The following is a 21,092-nucleotide window of genomic DNA, read 5'->3' on the forward strand; positions in this document are numbered from 1 at the left end:
GCCCGGTCGACCCTCCCCATCGGATCGGGTGCTTCTCCGACCTACGGAGTAGGGCGGATCGCCCTACCGGCGGACCTGGGCACACGGAGCGACTGCCTACGCTGGACACGTGCATCGACTCAACGCCTGGCTCCGCCGTCACCCCATGGTGGTCGACGCCGCCTGGGCGGCGATGGTGCTCTTCGCCGGCCTGGTGCCGAACGACGCCTCGATCGACGAGGGCTGGCGCTTCGACGTCTCGCTCGCGATCGCGGTGGTGCTGCCGCTGCTGATGGTCGTCCGGCGGCGCTTCCCCGACCTCACGGTGTCCGCCGCCGCCGCCATCGGCGTCGGCCAGGTACTCGTGGACATCTCGCCGGCCGGCTCCTCGATCGCCTACCTGGTCTTCGCCTACACCGGCGCCGCCTTCGGCCAGAAGTGGATCTCCCGGCTGGCCCTGACGGCCGGCCTGGCCTCCGGGCCGCTGGTGTTCTGGCAGATGATGCCGGTGAAGACGGTCTTCGACCGGGCCGGCGACGCCCACACCCGCCCGTACACCTTCGGCGAGGCGGCGCTGATCACGCTGCTGATGAGCACGCCGTTCATCCTCTGCTGGGCCTGGGGCCGGCTGACCAGGGTGCGCCGCGCCTACCTGACCGAGCTGGAGGACCGCGCCGCCCGGCTGGAGCGCGAGCGGGACGCCCAGTCCAAGGTGGCGGTCGCCGCCGAGCGCGCCCGGATCGCCCGCGAGCTGCACGACGTGGTCGCGCACAACGTCTCGGTGATGATCGTCCAGGCCGACGGCGCCGCGTACGTGCTGGACAACTCCCCGCAGCAGGCCAAGGAGGCGCTCGGCACGATCGCCTCCACCGGCCGCCAGGCGCTGGTCGAGATGCGCCGCCTGCTGGGCGTGCTGCGCACCGCCGACACCAAGGCCGAGGAGTACGTGCCGCAGCCGGGCGTCGAGGAGCTGCCGGAGCTGCTGGAGCAGGTCCGCACCGCCGGGCTCGACGTGGACTACGCCACCTCCGGGCACCCGCGCGAGCTGCCGCGCGGCGTCGAGCTGACCGTCTACCGGATCGTCCAGGAGGCGCTCACCAACGTCCGCAAGCACGGCGGCCCCGACGCGCACGCCCGGGTCGCGGTCGACTTCGGTGAGCGCGAGCTGGCCGTCCTGGTGGAGGACGACGGGCGCGGCAGCACCGACGAGCACCTGGCCGCCGGCGGCGCGGACGGCCTCGGCCACGGCCTGATCGGCATGCGCGAGCGGGTCGGCATGGTCAGCGGCAGCCTCGACGTGGGCCCCCGCCCCGGCGGCGGCTTCCGGATCCGCGCCGTCCTGCCGCTCAAGGCGGCCCACTAGCCCCGTCCGCCGTCCACCCCCTCCAAGGAGTCCCACCTTGACCATCCGCGTGATGCTCGTCGACGACCAGGAACTGCTGCGCACCGGGTTCCGGATGATCCTCCAGTCGCAGGGCGACATCGAGATCGCCGCCGAGGCGGGCGACGGCGCGCAGGCCCTGGAGCAGCTGCGGCGCACCGAGGTGGACGTGATCCTGATGGACGTCCGGATGCCGCGGCTGGACGGCGTGCAGGCGACCCGCCGGATCTGCCTCGCCGAGGACGGCAGCCCGCTGCCGAACGCCCCCCACGTGCTCATCCTCACCACCTTCGACCTGGACGAGTACGCCTTCGCCGCGCTCAAGGCCGGCGCCAGCGGCTTCCTGCTCAAGGACGTCCCGCCGACCGAGCTGGTGGCCGCGATCCGCGCGGTGCACGGCGGGGACGCGGTGGTCGCCCCGACCACCACCCGACGGATGATCGACCGCTTCGCCGAGGTGCTGCCCACCCCGCAGAGCGCTCCCGGCTCGGACGTCCTCGGCCCGCTGACCGAGCGCGAGCGGGAGGTGTTCCTGCTGGTCGCCCAGGGCCTGTCGAACGGCGAGATCGCGGCCCGGCTGGTGCTCTCCGAGGCCACCGTGAAGACCCACGTCGGCCGGATCCTGGCCAAGCTGGGGCTGCGCGACCGGGTCCAGGCCGTGGTGCTGGCGTACGAGGCCGGGCTGATCCGGGCCGGGGCCGGCGACTGAGCCGCTTCGGCGTCCGGGCGCCCCCGTAGACTGGGGCGGTACGTCCGGTACCCGTGGAGCGGACTGGAACGGTCATTCAGGACAAGGCAGGACAAGGGTGGACGTGAATCCGTCCGACTTCGCCGACCAGGCTTTCGGCGACCCAGGCGACCCCGGCAACCGCCCCGCCCGGCTGGCCGTCGGCGTGGTCGGCACCGGCCGGGTCGGCCCCGCGCTGGGCGCGGCGCTCCAGCTCGCCGGGCACACCGTGGTCGCCGCCTCCGGGGTCTCCGCCGTCTCCCGCCGCCGCGCCGAGGCGCTGCTGCCCGGCGTGCGGATCGTCACCCCGCCGCAGGTGCTGGCCGCCGCCGACCTGGTGCTGCTGACCGTCCCGGACGACGCGCTGGCCGACCTGGTGGCCGGGCTGGCCGCCACCGGCGCGGTCCGCCCCGGCCAGCTGGTCGTGCACACCTCCGGCGCCCACGGCGTCGCCGTCCTGGAGCCCGCCACCCGGGCCGGGGCGCTGCCGCTGGCCCTGCACCCGGCGATGACCTTCACCGGCACCTCGGTGGACCTGGCCCGGCTGGCCGGCTGCCCGTTCGGCGTGACCGCCCCCGAGGAGCTGCGGCCGGTCGCCGAGGCGCTGGTGGTGGAGATGGGCGGCGAGCCGGAGTGGGTGCCCGAGGAGGTCCGCCCGCTCTACCACACCGCCCTCGCGCACGGCTCGAACCACCTGGTCACCCTGGTCGCGCAGGCGATGGAGCTGCTGCGCTCGGCCGGCGTCGCCGAGCCCGGCCGGCTGCTCGGCCCGCTGCTGGGCGCCGCCCTGGACAACAGCCTGCGCTCCGGTGACGCGGCCCTCACCGGCCCGGTCGCCCGGGGCGACGCGGGCACCGTGCGGCGCCACCTGGCGCAGCTCAGTACGGTGTCCCCGGACATCCCGGCGGCCTACCGGGCGATGGCCCGCGCCACCGCGCAGCGGGCGCTCGCCAACGGAACCATCGACGAAACGTCGGCGGCGGCACTGCTGGACGTACTGAACGAGGAGAGCACTGATGGCACGCGGTAAGCAGCCGAACAAGCCCCAGCGGACGCCGAAGGTCCACCGGGCCGTCGTCACCCGCACCGTGGACGACTTCGAGGCCGCGTTCTGGCCGGACGAGCAGCCGGTCGACAACGCCGTCGTGATGACCATGGGCGCGCTGCACGAGGGCCACGCCGCGCTGATCCGGGCCGCCCGCAAGCAGGTCGGCCGCGAGGGCCGGGTCGCGGTGACGGTCTTCGTCAACCCGCTCCAGTTCGGCCCGGGCGAGGACCTGGAGCGCTACCCGCGCACCCTCGACGACGACGTGCGGCTGGCCGAGGAGCACGGCGCCGACGTGGTCTTCGCGCCGTCCGCCGAGGAGGTCTACCCGAACGGCGAGCCGCAGGTGCGGATGGCGGCCGGCCCGATGGGCGAGCGCTTCGAGGGCGCCACCCGGCCCGGCCACTTCGACGGCGTGCTGACCGTGGTCGCCAAGCTGCTGCACATCACCGACCCGGACTTCGCCTTCTTCGGCGAGAAGGACGCCCAGCAGCTGGCGATCATCCAGCGGATGGTCGCCGACCTGGACTTCGACGTCGAGATCGTCGGCGTGCCGACCGTCCGCGAGGAGGACGGCCTGGCGCTGTCCTCGCGCAACCGCTACCTCTCGGCGGAGGACCGCGAGCACGCGCTCGCCCTGTCCAAGGCCCTGTTCGCCGGCCGGGACGCCGCCGCGCAGGGCCCGAAGGCCGTCCGCGAGGCCGCCTCGGCCGCCCTGGACGGCGCCGAGGGCGTCACCCTGGACTACCTCGCCCTGATCGACCCGCACGACTTCTCCGAGGCGGCGGACGACTTCCAGGGCGAGGCGGTGCTGGCCGTCGCCGCGAAGGTGGGCCCGACCCGCCTGATCGACAACGTCCGCATCATCGTTCGGTAGTACCGCAGTAAGAACCCCCTTCAGGCATGCACTCACAGGAGGCGTGACCCGCAATGCTCCGCACCATGCTCAAGTCCAAGATCCACCGGGCCACCGTGACCCAGGCCGACCTGCACTACGTGGGATCCGTCACGGTGGACGAGGACCTGCTCGACGCCGCCGACCTGCTCCCCGGCGAGCTGGTCCACATCGTCGACATCGACAACGGCGCCCGGCTGGAGACGTACACCATCGCCGGCCCGCGCGGCTCCGGCGTGATCGGCATCAACGGCGCCGCCGCCCGCCTCGTCCACCCGGGCGACCTCGTCATACTCATCGCCTACGGGCAGATGGACACGGCCGAGGCCAAGGGCTACGAGCCGAAGATCGTCTTCGTGGACAAGCAGAACCGGATCACCGGCCTGGGCGGGGACCCGGCGGAGGCCCCGGAGGGCAGCGGACTGCTCCGGGGTGACAGGGCGTACGGTGACGGCAACGGCGCGGCCGACGCCGTCTCGCGCTGAAGGAGCCAGCCACCCATGTCCACGCACCGCCTCACCGCACCGGCCCCCGGCTGGACCGCCGCCACCGACGTGGTCGTGGTCGGCTCCGGGGTCGCCGGCCTCACCGTCGCGCTCAACGTCCGCAAGGCCGGCCTGCGGGCCATGGTGGTCACCAAGGCCGTGCTGGACGAAGGCTCCACCCGCTGGGCCCAGGGCGGCGTCGCCGCCGCCCTGGGCGAGGGGGACACCCCCGAACAGCACCTGGACGACACCCTGGTGGCCGGCGCCGGCGTCTGTGACGAGGAGGCCGTCCGCACCCTGGTCACCGAGGGCCCGGACGCCGTCCGCCGGCTGATCGCCACCGGCGCCCTGTTCGACCGGGGCGAGGACGGCGAGGTCCTGCTGACCCGCGAGGGCGGCCACCACCGCCGCCGGATCGTCCACGCGGGCGGGGACGCGACCGGCGCCGAGATATCGCGCGCCCTGGTCGCCGCCGTCCGCACCGACCCGGGCATCGAGCTGATCGAGCACGCGCTCGTCCTCGACCTGCTGACCGACGCGGCGGGCCACGCCGCCGGGCTCACCCTGCACGTGATGGGCGAGGGCCAGCGCGACGGCGTCGGCGCCGTCCGGGCCCGCGCGGTGGTGCTCGCCACCGGCGGCATGGGCCAGGTCTTCTCCGCCACCACCAACCCGGCGGTCTCCACCGGCGACGGCGTGGCCCTGGCCCTGCGGGCCGGCGCCGCCGTCACCGACCTGGAGTTCGTCCAGTTCCACCCCACCGTGCTCTGGCTCGGTCCGGAGGCCGAGGGCCAGCAGCCGCTGGTCTCCGAGGCGGTCCGCGGCGAGGGCGCCCACCTGGTGGACGCGGACGGCGTCCGCTTCATGGTCGGCCAGCACGAGCTGGCCGAACTCGCCCCGCGCGACATCGTCGCCAAGGCGATCACCCGGCGCATGCAGGAGCAGGGCGCCGAGCACATGTTCCTGGACGGGCGGCACTTCGGCGCCGAGATGTGGGAGCACCGCTTCCCGACCATCCTCGCCTTCTGCCGCGCCAACGGCATCGACCCGGTCACCGAGCCGATCCCGATCGCCCCGGCCGCGCACTTCGCCTCCGGCGGCGTCCGCACCGACCGGCACGGCCGCACCAGCGTCCCCGGCCTGTACGCCTGCGGCGAGGTCGCCTGCACCGGGGTGCACGGCGCCAACCGGCTGGCGTCCAACTCGCTGCTGGAGGGCCTGGTCTTCGCCGAGCGGATCGCCGCCGACCTGGCGGGGCTGGACGCGGCCGGCGACCTGCCCGAGCGCGCGGTGGACGTCGCCGCCGCCCGCGCCGCGCAGCCCGTCCCGCTGCCCCCGTCGGAGGCGCGCGCCGAGATCCAGCGGCTGATGTCGCGCGGCGCGGGCATCCTGCGCTCCGCCGCGTCGATGGCCGACACCGCGGCCGGACTGGCCCTGCTCGCCGAGCAGGCCCGCTCCCACGTGGCCGAGGAGAAGCCGGCCGACCCCCGGGTGGAGACCTGGGAGGCCGCCAACCTGCTGCTGGTCGCGACCGCCCTGGTCGCGGCCGCCGCGCAGCGCGAGGAGACCCGCGGCTGCCACTGGCGCGAGGACTTCCCCGAGCGCGACGACGCCCACTGGCGGCGCCACCTGATCACCACCCTCGCCGCCACCGGCGGTCCCGTCAGCACCCCTGAGGAGCAGTAGAACCATGACCCACTCCCACGAGGAACTCCCCCTGGCCGACCAGGGCGGCTGCGGCGACGGCTGCGCCTGCGGGGACGGCGAGGGCTACGAGACCGGTCTGGACCCGCAGCTGGCCGAGCTGCTGGAGCAGGCCGGGCTGGACCCGGTCGAGGTCGAGGACATCGCCACCCTGGCGCTCGCCGAGGACCTGGCCGGCGGCGAGGACGTCACCTCGGTGGCGACCGTGCCCGCCGAGGCCGTCGCGACCGCCGACTTCACCGCCCGCCAGGCCGGCGTGGTGGCCGGCCTGCGGGTCGCCGAGGCCGTCGTCTCGCTGGTCTGCGAGGAGGAGTTCGAGGTCGAGCGGCACGTCGAGGACGGCGACCGGGTCGAGGCCGGCCAGGTGCTGCTCTCGGTCCGCTCCCGCACCCGCGACCTGCTGACCGCCGAGCGCAGCGCGCTCAACCTGCTCTGCCACCTGTCCGGCATCGCCACCGCCACCCGCGCCTGGGCGGACGCCCTGGAGGGCACCGGCGCCGTCGTCCGGGACACCCGCAAGACCACCCCGGGCCTGCGCGCGCTGGAGAAGTTCGCGGTGCGCTGCGGCGGCGGCGCCAACCACCGGATGGCGCTCTCGGACGCCGCGCTGGTGAAGGACAACCACGTGGTCGCGGCCGGCGGCGTGGCCGAGGCCTTCCGCGCCGTCCGGGCCGCGTACCCGGAGCTGCCGGTCGAGGTCGAGGTGGACACCCTGGAGCAGATCACGCCGGTGCTGGAGGCCGGGGCGGACCTGATCCTGCTGGACAACTTCACCGTCGGTCAGCTGAAGGAGGCCGTCGCGCTGGTGGCCGGCCGGGCGAAGCTGGAGGCCTCCGGCGGTCTGACCCTGGCCAGCGCGCGCGAGGTCGCCCAGACTGGTGTCGACTACCTGGCCGTGGGCGCGCTCACCCACTCCTCGCCGATCCTGGACATCGGCCTGGACCTGCGCGCCTGACCGTCAGGTCGGCCGCAGTCCCGTCCCGACTCGCAGAAAGCGTCCCCGTGCTCCTCACCATCGACGTCGGCAACACCCAGACCACGCTCGGCCTGTTCGACGGCGAGGACGTGGTGGAACACTGGCGGATCTCCACCGATCCGCGCCGCACGGCCGATGAACTGGCGGTGCTGCTGCAAGGGCTGATGGGCAGCCACACCGCGGTGAAGGAGGCCGCGGTGGAGGGCCTGGCGATCTGCTCGTCCGTCCCCGCCGTGCTCCACGAGCTCCGCGAGGTGACCCGCCGCTACTACGGCGACGTCCCCGCGGTGATCGTGGAGCCCGGCGTGAAGACCGGGGTGCACGTCCTGATGGACAACCCCAAGGAGGTCGGCGCCGACCGGATCGTCAACGCGCTGGCCGCGAACCACCTGTACGGCGGCCCGTGCATCGTGGTCGACTTCGGCACCGCGACCACCTTCGACGCCGTCAACGCGCGCGGCGACTACGTCGGCGGCGCGATCGCCCCCGGCATCGAGATCTCGGTCGAGGCGCTCGGCGTCCGCGGTGCCCAGCTGCGCAAGATCGAGCTGGCCCGCCCCCGCAACGTGATCGGCAAGAACACCGTCGAGGGCATGCAGTCCGGCATCCTCTACGGCTTCGCCGGCCAGGTCGACGGCCTGGTCGAGCGGATGGCCCGGGAGCTCGCCAAGGACCCGGACGACGTCCAGGTGATCGCCACCGGCGGCCTGGCCCCGCTCGTCCTCGGCGAGGCCGGCACCATCGACGTGCACGAGCCCTGGCTGACCCTGATCGGCCTGCGCCTGGTGTACGAGCGCAACCGCCCCGCCAGCTGAGCGGCGCTCAGCTGGCGGGCGTCGGGGTGGCCGGCAGGGTGATCGGGCCGCCCCCCGGCGGCGGGGTCAGGCCGGACCACGGGGGCACGTCGACGGTGAACTGCGTCGGCCCCGTCAGCGGGGTCGGCAGCGGCACCGAGACCCCGAACCGGGGGCTCGGGAGCGAACCCACCGCCGAGGCCTGCGGAATGGCCGCCATGACCTGCTTCCAGCGCGGGGCCGTGACCACCCCGGCGAGCTCGTCCATGGTCAGCGGCGGGTCGGTCCTGGTGATCGGCGTGCCCTGCTCCAGCGGCTTGCGGTTCCATTCCTGGAGCATCAGCTGGTACCCGTCCACGGTCAGCTTGGCCGACCAGGTCTTCGATCCGGCCGGCTCTCCGTCCCGGGTGCCGGCCTGGTAGAGGCGCAGGTGGCCGCCGCCCGGGAGGGTGGTCTCGGTGCAGGTGTCGTCGCCGGTCGGCACGGCCGGGCAGTCGGTGTCCTCGCCACCCGGGAAGCGGGTGATCCAGAACAGGTACTGCGCCGGGCCGTGGCCGTCGTCCACCACCAGCCGCAGCTGCGGGGTGTCGCTCTCGGTGCCCCGGGCCTCGCCGACCTGCACCGTCGGCGACGGCAGGAGTTCGGTGAGCATCCGCTGGAACTCCGCGCCGGAGACCGGACCGGCGGACGGGGCCGCCGCCGGACCGGCCACCGCCGTACCCCGCCCGGGCAGCAGGCCGCCGAGCGCGACCCCGCCCACCCCGACCAGGGCCAGCGCGGCGGCGCCCGCCGCGGTGCCGATCCGCCGCCTGCGGCGCAGCCGGCGGCCGTGCGACCAGCCGGTGTCGACCAGCGGGCCGGGTTCGGTGTCGTAGGCCGCGCCGGCCCGGCCGAGGGCCTCGGTGAAGGCCCGCTCGAACCGCCCCTCGGGCCCGTCGTGCTCTGCGGACATGCTGAACCAACCTCTCTACCAAGTGGGTTGACGTGACGTGACGCGCCGGCTCAGTGCTCGGCGAGGTCGTCGAGGCTGCTGCCGAGCACCGTGCGGATCCGGCCGAGCGCGCGGAAGGCCTGGGTCCGGACGGCGCCCGGGGTGCTGTGCAGGACCGCTGCGGTCTCCTCGACGCTGCGGTCCTCCCAGTAGCGCAGGACCAGCACCGCCCGGTCGCGCGGGGCGAGCCGGCCGAGCGCGTCCACCAGGGCGAGCCGCAGTTCCGGGTCGCCCTGCGGGGCCGCGCCGTCCGGCACCGCCTCGACCGGCCGCTCGCCGCTGGAGCGGCGGACGCGGTGCGAGAGGAAGGCCCGCACCAGCACGGTGTGCGCGTACCCGGCCGGGTTGTCGATCCGGCGCTTGGCCCCGAACCAGGAGGTGCGGTGCCACTGGGCGTAGATCCGCCCGAGGGCCTCCTGCACCAGGTCCTCGGCGAGGTGGGTGTCCCCGCCGGTGAGCAGGCAGGCCGACCGGTAGAGCGGTCTGGCGCGGGCGGCCGCGAAGGCCTGGAAGTCCTCGTCCCGCCGCCCGCCCCGGGCCGCCTTCCCGTAACCGTCCGGTCGCATCCTGCCCGGCCCCCTCGCTCGTTCTCCCCTGACACCTGGATGACCAGGTGCGCCCCGGGTGGCGTTACAGGTGGCGGCGAAAGGCTTCTTCGCCGGGCCGACCGTGGGTGGTTCGGCGCGACGTTACCGACAAATCGGATATTCGTCACGTAGTGTCAGCCCATGCCTACGCCACACGGATCGCGCGGCGGCATGGCCTTCAGCGCCGACGAAGTCCGCGTGCTGCGCCGCGCCCTCGCCCAAGCCCTCCACCCCGCCGTGCCCGTCCACCTCCAGGGGCCCGTCCGGCCCGCCCTCGCCGGGCCGGGCGCCGAACTCTGGGCGGAGGACGTCCAGGACGCCCTGCGCCTCACCGAGGCGATCGACGAGGCCGTCCAGGAGGGCGGCCGGCTGCGCGCCTTCCTGCTCGCCGACCTCGGACGCTACCGCTCCGCCCTGCCCGGCAGCGCCCCCGGCTACCTGGAACGGCTGGAGGAGGCGGTGTCCGACGGGTACCTGCCCGGGCCGGAGGACCTCACCGCACTGCGCGGACTGAGCCGCCAGCCCTGCGGCCAGGGCGAGCGGGCCCGCCGCTCCCGGCTGGCCGGGCGCTGCCACGCGCTGGCCGAGGCCGCCGTCCGCGAGCGGCTCGCCCTCCACAGCGGACCGCCCCGCCACCTGGTGGCCGTACCGAGTCCCGCCGCACCGCCGCACAGTCACCCCACCCCTGTAGGAGGACGGACCCCCATGAGCAGCACCGACTCCCGCCCGGAGCAGCCCGCCGCCGCGAAGACCCCGCCCCGTCCGCACCGGATGCCCACCCCCGCCGAGCTGTTCGGCCGCCGCCCCAAGCCCCCCGCCCACCCCGCCCCGCCCGCCGACGACGCCCCCGAGGACGTCGAACTCGCCACCGGCACCGGCTGAGCCGTCCGCGTCCGATCCGGGGGAGGCCGCCGTCGCGGCCTCCCCCGCGGCAATCCCGGCGCGGAGCACCGTGTGTGGCTGGCTACCCTTGTGGGGTGAGCGATCAGAGCCTTGTTCCCGCGACCGACGACCTTCCCGAGCAGATGCGCGTCCGGCGCGAGAAGCTCGACCGGCTCCGGGCGGCCGGTGTCGACCCGTACCCGGTCGGTTTCCCCCGCACCACCACCATCGCGGACCTGCGTGCCAAGCACCCCGACCTGGAGCCGGACACCGCGACCGGCGAGCGGGCCGGCGTCACCGGCCGCGTGATCCTCTCCCGCACCGGCGGCAAGCTCTGCTTCGCCACCCTGCGCGACGGCACCGGCGACCTCCAGGTGATGTTCTCCCTCGACAAGCTGGGCCCGGAGCGGCTGGCGGCCTGGAAGGCCGACATCGACCTCGGCGACCAGGTCGGCGTCGAGGGCGAGGTGATCACCTCCAAGCGCGGCGAGCTGTCCGTGATGGTGGACCGCTGGGAGCTCACCGCCAAGTGCCTGCGTCCGCTGCCGGACAAGCACAAGGGCCTGACCGACCCGGAGGCCCGGGTCCGCCAGCGCTACGTGGACCTCATCGTCAACCCCGAGGCCCGCGAGATCCTGCACCTGCGCAGCAAGGTCGTCCGCTCGATCCGCCGCACCTACGAGGACCGCGGCTACATCGAGGTCGAGACCCCGATGCTCCAGCCGGTGCACGGCGGCGCCAACGCGCGTCCGTTCAAGACGCACATCAACGCGTACGACATCGACCTCTACATGCGCATCGCCCCCGAGCTGTACCTCAAGCGGCTGGTGGTCGGCGGCGCCGAGAAGGTCTTCGAGATCAACCGCAACTTCCGCAACGAGGGCGCGGACTCCACCCACAACCCGGAGTTCACCTCGCTGGAGTCGTACGAGGCGTACGGCGACTACGACACCCAGGCCGAGCTGATCCGCGAGACGATCGTCAACGCGGCCCGGGACGCGCTGGGCACCACGGTGATCAGGGGCGTGGACGCGCACGGCGTCGAGCACGAGATCGACCTGGCCGAGCCGTGGGAGGAGATCGGCGTCTACCCGGGCATCTCGGCCCGCCTGGGCGTCGAGGTCACCCCGGAGACCGGCGTCGAGGAGCTGCGCAAGCTGGCCGCCGAGCACGGCATCCCGTTCGAGAAGGACTGGGGCCACGGTCAGATCGTGCTGGAGATGGTCGAGCGCCTGCTGGAGGAGAACGCCGTCCGGCCGACCTTCATCAAGGACTACCCGACCGAGGTCTCCCCGCTGACCCGCCAGCACCGCTCGCGGCCCGGCGTGGCCGAGAAGTGGGACCTGGTGATCTTCGGGACCGAGATCGGCACCGCCTACTCCGAGCTGGTCGACCCGGTCGAGCAGCGCGCCCGCCTCACCGCCCAGTCGCTGCTGGCGGCCGGCGGCGACGTCGAGGCGATGCAGGTGGACGAGGACTTCCTGCGCGCCCTGGAGTACGCGATGCCCCCGACCGGTGGCCTCGGCCTCGGCGTGGACCGCCTGATCATGCTGCTGACCGGCAAGAACATCCGGGAGACGGTGCTCTTCCCGCTGGTGAAGCCGGAGCCGAAGGCTTCCGCCGCGACGGCGGAGAAGACCGAGGAGGAGTGACCTGATGGACTACGTCAGCGCGATCGTGCCGCCGCTGGTCATGGCGATCGGCTTCGGATTCCTGGTGCGGGCCATCGTCCGCAGCCAGGGCGGGGCCCAGCGGGCCAAGGAAGACCTCGACTGACCCCGTCAGCCGCCCCGAACGACCGGCGCGCCGCCATTCCCGATTCCCGGGGGTGGCGGCGCGCCGGTTTGGCGCACTTCACAAGATTTGCCCCATTCACTCCCTATCCTGGCCGCACTATGGTCCGGCAACTCGGCGAACTTGAGAACGCCATCATGACCCGGGTGTGGCAGTGGAACCGACCGGTCACGGTTCGCGAGGTTCTCCTGGATCTGCGGTCGGAACGCGAAATCGCGTACACCACGGTGATGACCGTCCTGGACAAGCTCCACAGAAAGGGCTGGCTGCGCCGCGAGCGGGTCGGCCGGGCCTATCGTTATGAACCGGTCTCCTCGCGTGAGGCGTACACGGCGGCCCTGATGAACGACGCCTGGGCCACCGGTGACAATCCGGCGGCGGCCCTGGTGCACTTCTTCGGCCTGATGTCGCCCGAGCAACGCGAAGCGCTCCGGGACGCCTTGCGGGTGGCCGCTCTGTTCCCGCCCGATCCGGCCGGCGCGGATTCCGCGGACGGCGGACCGGATACCGGTGGGACGGAACCGGGAGCGGCGCGATAACGTCCCGACCATGGAGGTCACCATCCGCCGGGCGCGGACCACGGACGTGCGGGCAGTGCGCAGGCTCATCGACACCTACTCACGCGACGGCATTCTGCTGGACAAGCCCACAGTCACACTGTTCGAATCCGTCCAGGAGTTCTGGGTCGCGGAACGGGACGACAACGGCGTGGTGGTGGCCTGCGGCGCACTGCACGTGATGTGGGAGGACCTCGCCGAGGTCCGCACGCTCGCGGTGGATCCGGTCGCCCGGGGCACCGGGATCGGGCACCTGCTGCTGGAGAAGCTGGTGCAGACCGCGCGCTGGCTGGGCGTCCGTCGGATTTTCTGCTTGACGTTCGAGGTCGCGTTCTTCGCGAAACACGGTTTCGTCGAGATCGGCGAGGTCCAGGAAACCGATGATGGTACGACAGACCCGGCGGCGATCGCTACGGATGTCTATGAAGAACTCCTCCGCTCGTACGATGAAGGCGTCGCCGAGTTCCTCGACCTGGAGCGGGTGAAGCCCAACACACTGGGCAACTCGCGCATGCTGCTGCACCTCTGAGCCGCTCCAACCGGGTCAAGGGTTTGTGTTTTCCGGAGAAAGGCGCTTTCCTTTCCTTAGGCAATGGGTCGTTTAGCGGAAAGGGAAGCCCGTGGCACAGAGGGTGCAGGTCATTCTTGAAGACGATCTCGACGGCGGTTCGGCGGACGAGACGGTGACGTTCGCCCTCGACGGCGTTGCCTACGAGATCGACCTGAAGAGCGCCAACGCGGACAAGCTCCGCGGCCTGCTGGCGCCGTACGTGGAGAAGGGCCGCAAGCAGAGCGGCCGGCTCGCCGGTGCCCGTCGTCCGGGCCGCGGCACCGCGGCGCGTCCGGCCGGCGGCGGCGCCCCGGACACCGCCAAGATCCGCGCGTGGGCCAAGGAGCAGGGCCTGGAGGTCAACGACCGCGGCCGCGTTCCGAGCAACGTCCGCGAGGCCTACGAGAAGGCCAACGCGTCCTGATCCCGGCGCCGCGGGCCCGCCGGAGCGGGTGCGGGGCCCGGCGGCCGGGGACGGCCGCCACCATCACACGCACGGGGCGCGGAGGAGTCTCCTCCGCGCCCCGCGGCGCGTACCCGGAGGAGCCCGCCGCGGCCGGCCCCGGGGGCCGTCCCGGGCAGCGGCTCGGGCACCGGCTCGGGTAGCGGCTCGGGCGGCGGAACAATCACGGGCCGTGCGACGCTGTAGGGGCGAAGCGGCAACGCGGACGGCACCGGGGCGACGTGCCCGGCACCCCGTCCGCCGTCGAACCGCCGTCACCGCGGCCCGACTTCTCGCCAGGCGAACACCGCCACCGCGGAAACTGCGCGAGAACCGCCCCGATACCGGGTATGAATGCAGGTGGACGGGTTCTTCGGCCCGTCCAGGGGCAGTATGTGCGACCGGCCGGAGGGGTTCCGGCGGCGGCGTCGGCGGCACGTGTTCGCCGATGGCGTAGCGGAATCCGGTGCATCCGGCCCACCTGTGGGAACACCGTTTCCCAACACCAGGTTGGGATTGGTGTCGGCTGGTCGCGCAGCATCTCGCTCCTCTACCGGGGAGTGAATCCGTGGGCCGCGCCGCTGAGCGGGACTAGCATGCGGAAGGACAGGGCGGGGACGGACCCCGAACTGCCCGACCGCTCTGAGGAGCGATAAACGATGTTCGAGAGGTTCACCGACCGCGCGCGGCGGGTTGTCGTCCTGGCTCAGGAAGAAGCCCGGATGCTCAACCACAACTACATCGGCACCGAGCACATCCTCCTGGGTCTGATCCACGAGGGCGAGGGCGTCGCCGCCAAGGCCCTGGAGAGCCTCGGGATTTCTCTTGAGGCCGTTCGCCAGCAGGTCGAGGAGATCATCGGCCAGGGCCAGCAGGCCCCGTCCGGTCACATTCCCTTCACCCCCCGGGCGAAGAAGGTCCTGGAGCTCTCGCTCCGCGAGGCCCTTCAGCTCGGCCACAACTACATCGGCACCGAGCACATCCTGCTCGGCCTGATCCGCGAGGGCGAGGGCGTCGCCGCCCAGGTCCTGGTGAAGCTGGGCGCCGACCTCAACCGGGTGCGCCAGCAGGTCATCCAGCTGCTCTCCGGCTACCAGACCGGCGGCGGCAAGGAGTCGGCCACGGCCGGCGGGCCCGCCGAGGGCACCCCGTCGACCTCGCTGGTCCTGGACCAGTTCGGCCGCAACCTCACCCAGGCCGCCCGCGAGGCCAAGCTCGACCCGGTCATCGGGCGCGAGAAGGAGATCGAGCGGGTCATGCAGGTGCTGTCCCGCCGCACCAAGAACAACCCGGTGCTGATCGGTGAGCCCGGCGTCGGCAAGACCGCCGTGGTCGAGGGCCTGGCCCAGGCGATCGTCAAGGGCGAGGTCCCGGAGACGCTCAAGGACAAGCAGCTCTACACGCTGGACCTGGGCGCCCTGGTGGCCGGCTCGCGCTACCGCGGTGACTTCGAGGAGCGCCTGAAGAAGGTGCTCAAGGAGATCCGCACCCGCGGCGACATCATCCTGTTCATCGACGAGCTGCACACCCTGGTCGGCGCGGGCGCCGCCGAGGGCGCCATCGACGCCGCCAGCATCCTCAAGCCGATGCTGGCCCGTGGCGAGCTGCAGACCATCGGTGCCACCACCCTGGACGAGTACCGCAAGCACCTGGAGAAGGACGCCGCGCTGGAGCGCCGCTTCCAGCCGATCCAGGTCGCCGAGCCCTCGCTGCCCCACACCATCGAGATCCTCAAGGGTCTGCGCGACCGCTACGAGGCCCACCACCGGGTCTCCATCACGGACTCCGCCCTGGTCGCCGCCGCCACCCTGGCCGACCGGTACATCTCGGACCGCTTCCTGCCGGACAAGGCGATCGACCTGATCGACGAGGCCGGCTCCCGAATGCGCATCCGCCGGATGACCGCGCCGCCGGACCTGCGCGAGTTCGACGAGAAGATCGCCGACGTGCGCCGCGAGAAGGAGAGCGCGATCGACGCGCAGGACTTCGAGAAGGCCGCGTCCCTGCGCGACGACGAGAAGCAGCTCCTGCAGGCCAAGGCCAAGCGCGAGAAGGAGTGGAAGGCCGGCGACATGGACGTCGTCGCGGAGGTCAACGAGGAGCTCATCGCCGAGGTCCTGGCCACCGCCACCGGCATCCCGGTCTTCAAGCTGACCGAGGAGGAGACGTCCCGCCTGCTGCGCATGGAGGACGAGCTGCACAAGCGCGTCATCGGCCAGAAGGACGCCATCAAGGCGCTCTCCCAGGCCATCCGGCGCACCCGTGCGGGCCTCAAGGACCCGAAGCGCCCCGGCGGTTCGTTCATCTTCGCCGGCCCGTCCGGTGTCGGTAAGACCGAGCTGTCCAAGACGCTGGCGGAGTTCCTGTTCGGCGACGAGGACGCGCTGATCGCGCTCGACATGTCCGAGTTCTCCGAGAAGCACACCGTCTCCCGGCTGTTCGGCTCCCCGCCCGGCTACGTGGGCTACGAGGAGGGCGGCCAGCTGACCGAGAAGGTCCGCCGCAAGCCGTTCTCGGTCGTCCTCTTCGACGAGGTCGAGAAGGCCCACCCGGACATCTTCAACTCGCTGCTGCAGATCCTGGAGGACGGTCGCCTGACCGACTCCCAGGGCCGCGTGGTCGACTTCAAGAACACCGTCATCATCATGACGACCAACCTCGGCACCCGGGACATCTCGAAGGGCTTCAACCTCGGCTTCGCGGCCGCGGGTGACACCCAGACCGGGTACGAGCGGATGAAGGCGAAGGTCGGCGAGGAGCTCAAGCAGCACTTCCGCCCCGAGTTCCTGAACCGTGTCGACGACATCGTGGTGTTCCACCAGCTGTCCGAGGAAGACATCATCCAGATCGTCGACCTCATGATCGACAAGGTGGACGAGCGGCTCAAGGACAAGGACATGGGCCTGGAGCTCAGCGTCGAGGCCAAGAAGCTGCTGGCCAAGCGCGGCTACGACCCGATCCTGGGTGCCCGTCCGCTGCGCCGCACCATCCAGCGCGAGATCGAGGACCACCTCTCCGAGAAGATCCTCTTCGGCGAGCTGCGGGCCGGCCATATCGTCGTCGTCGACGTCGAGGGCGAGGGCAAGGAAGCCAAGTTCACCTTCCGCGGCGAGGAGAAGTCGGCCGTCGCGGACACCCCGGCCGCGGTCGCCTCGTCCGGTCCGGACCTGACGAAGTAACCCAACTTTTAACAGACAACTTCACAGCCACCGAGCCCCCGGCGTTGACGCCGGGGGCTCGGTGCGTTCGCTCCCGCCGCCAACCGAACCGGTGCGGGCCGGGTCGGCTGGCCCCCGCGCTGGCTGGTGCGGGTGCGCTCGGTTTCTCACCGACCTTTCACGAACATACGGTTGACAGGCGGTCAGATGATGGGAAGTCGCGGAGGATAGCGCCGTGACCATGTCATGGTCAAGGTCTATCTTTTCCGTGCACGCTTGGATCAAATGACGTCCACCTGTCTTTCATTTTGGTTTGCCGGGCTTTGGCCAAGAGCTGGGCCCTGGTCGGGGAGGACGTCACAACGTTGAAGAACACCAGGAGAACCGCTGCGGCTGCCACGGCCGCAGCGGTCATAGTCGCGCTCGGCACGGGCCTGTTCCCGGCCTCCGCCGTCGCCGCCGGCTCGGCCCCGGTCCCGCGGGACCCGGCCGACGCCGTCCAGAACACCGAGCACAACCTTCCGGGTCCGCTGACCGCGAAGGTGGAGGCGGAGCAGAAGGCCGCCACCGAGAAGCTCCTCAACGGCACCGCCGAGGTCGAGCAGCACAACGGCAGCACCAGCGTGAAGCTCGGCAAGGACAAGTACGTCGAGCTCGCTCGCGAGCGCACGGACAAGATCTTCACCATCCTGGTCGACTTCGGTGACCAGGTGGACAACACCACCAAGACGCCGGACGGCAAGGTCAAGTACGGCGGCGAGGCCGGCCCCAAGCACAACGAGATCGAGAAGCCGGACCCCGCCACCAACAACTCGACCGAGTGGCAGGCCGACTACAACCAGCAGCACTACCAGGACCTGTACTTCGCCAAGGACAAGCCCTCGCTGAAGACCTACTACGAGAAGCAGTCCTCGGGCCGCTACTCGGTCGACGGCGTGGTCTCGGACTGGGTCCGGGTGCCGTGGAACGAGGCCCGGTACGGCTCCGACTACTGCGGCTCCAACGTCTGCGCCAGCGCCCAGGACCTGATCCGCGACGCCGTGGACATCTGGTACAAGGACCAGCAGGCCAAGGGCCAGACCGAGGCCCAGATCAAGGCCACGCTGGCCCAGTACGACCAGTGGGACCGCTACGGTTCGCACCACGACGGGAACTTCAACCAGCCCGACGGGTACATCGACCACTTCCAGATCGTGCACGCCGGCGAGGACAAGTCGGCCGGTGGCGGCAAGCAGGGCAGCAAGGCCCTGTGGGCGCACCGCTCGTACGTCTACGGCAACCTGCAGGGCACGGCCGGTCCCGAGGGCAACAAGCTCGGCGGCGTCCAGGTCGGCAACAGCGGCCTGTGGATCGGCGACTACACGATGCAGCCGGAGAACGGCGGCCTCGGCGTCTTCGCCCACGAGTACGGCCACGACCTCGGTCTGCCGGACCTCTACGACACCGCCGGCAAGGGCATCGACAACTCGGTCGGCTTCTGGTCGCTGATGTCCTCCGGTTCCTGGCTCGGCGAGGGCAAGGACAGCATCGGCGACATGCCGAACGACCTCGACGCCTGGAGCAAGTACAAGCTGGGCTGGCTGAAGGCCGACCACGCCAAGGCGGGCACCGAGTCGACCCACCACATCGGCCCGGCGGAGTACAACAGCAACCTGCCGCAGGGTCTGATCGTCGACCTGCCGAAGAAGAGCATCACCACCGAGATCAACAAGCCGTTCGGCGGCACCGGTGAGTGGTGGAGCGGCAGCGCCGACAACCTGAACGTCACGCTCACCCGTGACATCGACCTGACCGGCAAGACCAAGGCCAGCATCAACGCCAAGGCCTGGTACGAGCTGGAGCAGGACTTCGACTACGCGTTCGGCGAGGTCTCCACCGACGGCGGCAAGACCTGGACCGTCGTCGACGGCACCTGGAACGGGACCGCGCTGCCGCGCGAGAACGGCCGTCCGGCCATCAGCGGCCAGGTGGCCGCCTGGGGCGACCTGTCCTTCAACCTGGACGCCTACGCGGGCCAGAAGGTCAAGTTCCGCTACCACAACACCACCGACGGCGGCCTGCACTTCCGCGGCCTGACGCTGGACAACATCGCGGTCGTCGCCGACGGCGCCACCGTGTTCAGCGACGACGTCGAGAACGGTGACAACGGCTGGGTGGCCGACGGGTTCTCCCGCTTCGGCGGCTCGTACACCAAGGACTACGCGCAGTACTACATCGCGGAGAACCGGCAGTACGTGTCCTTCGACCAGACCCTGAAGACCGGCCCGTACAACTTCGGCTTCGCCGACAAGCCGAACTGGGTCGAGCACTACTCGTACCAGCCCGGCCTGCTGATCTGGTACTGGGACGAGTCGCAGACCGACAACAACGTCAGCGCCCACCCGGGCCAGGGCCTGATCCTGCCGGTCGACTCGCACCCGGCTCCGCTGAAGTGGACCGACGGCACCCTGATGCGTCCGCGCATGCAGGGCTACGACTCCACCTTCGGCTCGCGCCGCACCTCCGGTCTGACCCTGCACAAGGCCGGCGTCGAGACCGTCATCCCGAAGGCCAAGGGCGTCGACGAGTTCAACGACCTGAAGTCGTGGTGGAACAAGGACAACCCGTACAGCGGTGTCAACGTCCCGAAGACCGGGACCAGCATCGAGGTCGAGAACGAGTCCTCGAACTACCTGGAGACCTGGATCCGGGTCCGCCCGGTCGACAACTTCTGATCGTCGCCCCCCGGGTAGCGATCGGCCTGTGACCAGGCAGCTCTGACAACTCCACGTCCGGCCCGTCCCCGCAGCGCGCGGGGGCGGGCCGGACGCTTTGTCAGGACCGGACGGCCGGCAGCCGGTCCAGGAAGGCGGCGGAAGCCACCGCGACGTCGGCGGCGGTCCAGTCGAGGGCGGACGCGGCGACCGTGACCTCGGTCACCGACAGCCCCGGCGGCCCGCCCGCGCGCCAGGCCCCGAACAGCCCGATCCCGGTGTCCTCGGCCAGCCCCAGCCCGGCCTCCTCCAACTCCCCGACCGGGTACGGCAGCCACAGCTGGAACTGGTGGGTGTGCGGCGGGGCCGGATGCACCCGGGCGCCGGGGACGGCGGCGAACGCCCGGGCCAGCGCCCCGGCGACCGTCCGGGCGTGCGCCACGTACCCGGCCAGCCGCGGCAGTTCGCGCTCCAGCCCGGCCAGCGCGGCGAGCGCGAACGGCCACTGCTGGTAGAGCTGGCCGCCGTAGCGGTGCCGCCAGGCCCGGGCGGTGCGGACGAAGCCGCCCGGGCCGGCCAGCGCGGCGCCGCTGATCCCGCCGAGCGTCTTGTAGAAGGAGACGTAGACCGAGTCGGCGAGGCCGGCGAGCTCCGGCAGCGGCCGGCCGAGGGCGACCGCGGACTCCCAGATCCGGGCGCCGTCCAGGTGCAGCGCCGCGCCGTGCTCCTCCCGCACCACCGCGGCCAGCTCCACCAGCTCCGGCCAGCCGGGCAGCACGAACCCGGCGTCGCGCAGCGGCAGCTCCAGGCTCAGCGCAGCGTAGGGCTCGTCCAGGGCCCGCAGCTCCTCGGCGGTGGGCTGGCGCGGCTCGGCGGTCGGCCAGAGGCTGCGCAGCCCGGACAGCACGCCGAGCGCGTGCCGCTCGTGCCGGTCGGTGTGGGCCAGCGGGTGGGTGACCACGGTGCGGCACCCGGCGGCCTCGGCGTGGATCCGCAGGGCGATCTGCTGGGCCATCGTGCCGGTCGGGAAGAAGGCCGCGTCCTCGGTGCCGAGCAGCTCGGCGACCCGGTGCTCCAGGGTGCGGACCACGCCGTCGCCGTACTGGTCCGGGCGGCCGTCCAGGTCGGGGGCGCCGTGCGGACCGGCGGCGGCGTCCGGGTCGGGGGCGGCGCCCGGCGGCGGGCCGGCCAGGTCGGCGAGGCGTTCGCGGATGCTCTGCGGCCGGGCCCCGGACAGCAGCCGTTCGCAGCCGCGCAGGGCGGCGAAGCGGCGGTCCGGCAGGCTCGGGCGGTCACCGGCGTCGGTGTCTTCGCTCCTGTTGCCATACATGGCTCGATGGTCCCGCAGCGGGCCGGACCGGTCAGCGGTGCGGACGGAAAGCGGTTCGAGCCCGCGAAACCCCGGCCGCGCGTGGTGCTGGTCACAGGCCTCCGGCACGGTACGACCGGCGG

At 72.1% G+C, this 21,092-nt stretch carries 18 protein-coding genes; 15 read left to right on the top strand and 3 right to left on the bottom strand.

Annotated features, from left to right (window positions below):
* Positions 1–145: 145 nt before the first annotated feature.
* From ACFY4B_RS10855 to ACFY4B_RS10890, 8 genes are all read left to right on the top strand, one after another.
* A complete protein-coding gene (locus ACFY4B_RS10855) occupies positions 146–1,342 on the top strand; it encodes a sensor histidine kinase (protein ID WP_387967311.1) in 1,197 nt (398 codons plus the stop codon).
* Between the two features lie 37 nt (positions 1,343–1,379).
* Positions 1,380–2,069 (top strand): response regulator transcription factor, encoded by a 690-nt coding sequence (locus tag ACFY4B_RS10860; protein ID WP_049660140.1) that lies wholly within the window; start codon positions 1,380–1,382, stop codon positions 2,067–2,069.
* A 103-nt stretch (positions 2,070–2,172) separates the two neighbouring features.
* Positions 2,173–3,117 (top strand): Rossmann-like and DUF2520 domain-containing protein, encoded by a 945-nt coding sequence (locus tag ACFY4B_RS10865; RefSeq protein ID WP_074002121.1) that lies wholly within the window; start codon positions 2,173–2,175, stop codon positions 3,115–3,117.
* Complete coding sequence (gene panC / locus ACFY4B_RS10870; RefSeq protein WP_074001699.1) at positions 3,104–4,009, top strand: pantoate--beta-alanine ligase; 906 nt, start codon at positions 3,104–3,106, stop codon at positions 4,007–4,009. The genes ACFY4B_RS10865 and panC overlap by 14 nt, the downstream gene beginning before the upstream one ends.
* Positions 4,010–4,062: 53 nt before the next feature.
* A complete protein-coding gene (gene panD, locus ACFY4B_RS10875) occupies positions 4,063–4,512 on the top strand; it encodes an aspartate 1-decarboxylase (protein ID WP_074001700.1) in 450 nt (149 codons plus the stop codon).
* A 15-nt stretch (positions 4,513–4,527) separates the two neighbouring features.
* The gene (locus tag ACFY4B_RS10880) at positions 4,528–6,198 is read left to right on the top strand and encodes an L-aspartate oxidase (protein WP_387967205.1); all 1,671 of its coding nucleotides are present in this window, start codon (positions 4,528–4,530) and stop codon (positions 6,196–6,198) included.
* Between the two features lie 4 nt (positions 6,199–6,202).
* A complete protein-coding gene (gene nadC / locus ACFY4B_RS10885; protein ID WP_049660205.1) occupies positions 6,203–7,171 on the top strand; it encodes a carboxylating nicotinate-nucleotide diphosphorylase in 969 nt (322 codons plus the stop codon).
* A gap of 47 nt (positions 7,172–7,218) precedes the next feature.
* Positions 7,219–8,007 (top strand): type III pantothenate kinase, encoded by a 789-nt coding sequence (locus ACFY4B_RS10890; protein WP_074001702.1) that lies wholly within the window; start codon positions 7,219–7,221, stop codon positions 8,005–8,007.
* A gap of 7 nt (positions 8,008–8,014) precedes the next feature.
* On the opposite strand, the gene ACFY4B_RS10895 is transcribed toward ACFY4B_RS10890, so the two are convergent.
* On the bottom strand, positions 8,015–8,938 hold the full coding sequence (locus ACFY4B_RS10895; RefSeq protein ID WP_387967207.1) for a hypothetical protein: 924 nt from the start codon (positions 8,936–8,938) through the stop codon (positions 8,015–8,017).
* A 50-nt stretch (positions 8,939–8,988) separates the two neighbouring features.
* Entirely contained in the window at positions 8,989–9,543 is a 555-nt protein-coding gene (locus ACFY4B_RS10900; RefSeq protein ID WP_387967209.1) for a SigE family RNA polymerase sigma factor, read from the bottom strand.
* Positions 9,544–9,705: 162 nt separating this feature from the next.
* On the opposite strand from ACFY4B_RS10900, the gene ACFY4B_RS10905 reads away from it, so the two are divergent.
* From ACFY4B_RS10905 to ACFY4B_RS10935, 7 genes are all read left to right on the top strand, one after another.
* Positions 9,706–10,446, top strand: a complete 741-nt coding sequence (locus ACFY4B_RS10905) for a hypothetical protein (RefSeq protein ID WP_074001704.1) — start codon at positions 9,706–9,708, stop codon at positions 10,444–10,446.
* A gap of 95 nt (positions 10,447–10,541) precedes the next feature.
* Positions 10,542–12,098 (top strand): bifunctional lysylphosphatidylglycerol synthetase/lysine--tRNA ligase LysX, encoded by a 1,557-nt coding sequence (gene lysX, locus ACFY4B_RS10910; RefSeq protein WP_074001705.1) that lies wholly within the window; start codon positions 10,542–10,544, stop codon positions 12,096–12,098.
* 243 nt (positions 12,099–12,341) lie between these two features.
* Positions 12,342–12,779: a BlaI/MecI/CopY family transcriptional regulator gene (locus ACFY4B_RS10915; protein ID WP_074001706.1), complete on the top strand. Its 438-nt coding sequence runs from the start codon at positions 12,342–12,344 to the stop codon at positions 12,777–12,779.
* Between the two features lie 10 nt (positions 12,780–12,789).
* The gene (locus ACFY4B_RS10920) at positions 12,790–13,326 is read left to right on the top strand and encodes an amino-acid N-acetyltransferase (protein ID WP_049652520.1); all 537 of its coding nucleotides are present in this window, start codon (positions 12,790–12,792) and stop codon (positions 13,324–13,326) included.
* Between the two features lie 91 nt (positions 13,327–13,417).
* Entirely contained in the window at positions 13,418–13,771 is a 354-nt protein-coding gene (locus tag ACFY4B_RS10925; RefSeq protein ID WP_049652521.1) for an Lsr2 family protein, read from the top strand.
* Between the two features lie 677 nt (positions 13,772–14,448).
* Positions 14,449–16,968: an ATP-dependent Clp protease ATP-binding subunit gene (locus ACFY4B_RS10930; RefSeq protein WP_049652522.1), complete on the top strand. Its 2,520-nt coding sequence runs from the start codon at positions 14,449–14,451 to the stop codon at positions 16,966–16,968.
* 344 nt (positions 16,969–17,312) lie between these two features.
* Positions 17,313–19,661, top strand: a complete 2,349-nt coding sequence (locus ACFY4B_RS10935; protein WP_049652524.1) for an immune inhibitor A domain-containing protein — start codon at positions 17,313–17,315, stop codon at positions 19,659–19,661.
* A gap of 100 nt (positions 19,662–19,761) precedes the next feature.
* Here ACFY4B_RS10935 and ACFY4B_RS10940 read toward each other — a convergent pair whose 3' ends face one another.
* Positions 19,762–20,970 carry a threonine aldolase family protein gene (locus ACFY4B_RS10940; RefSeq protein ID WP_387967211.1) on the bottom strand — a complete coding sequence of 403 codons (1,209 nt, stop codon included), beginning with the start codon at positions 20,968–20,970 and terminating at the stop codon, positions 19,762–19,764.
* Positions 20,971–21,092 lie beyond the last annotated feature (122 nt).

It is taken from the genome of Kitasatospora sp. NPDC001261 (assembly GCF_042896795.1).
GTDB lineage: Bacteria > Actinomycetota > Actinomycetes > Streptomycetales > Streptomycetaceae > Kitasatospora.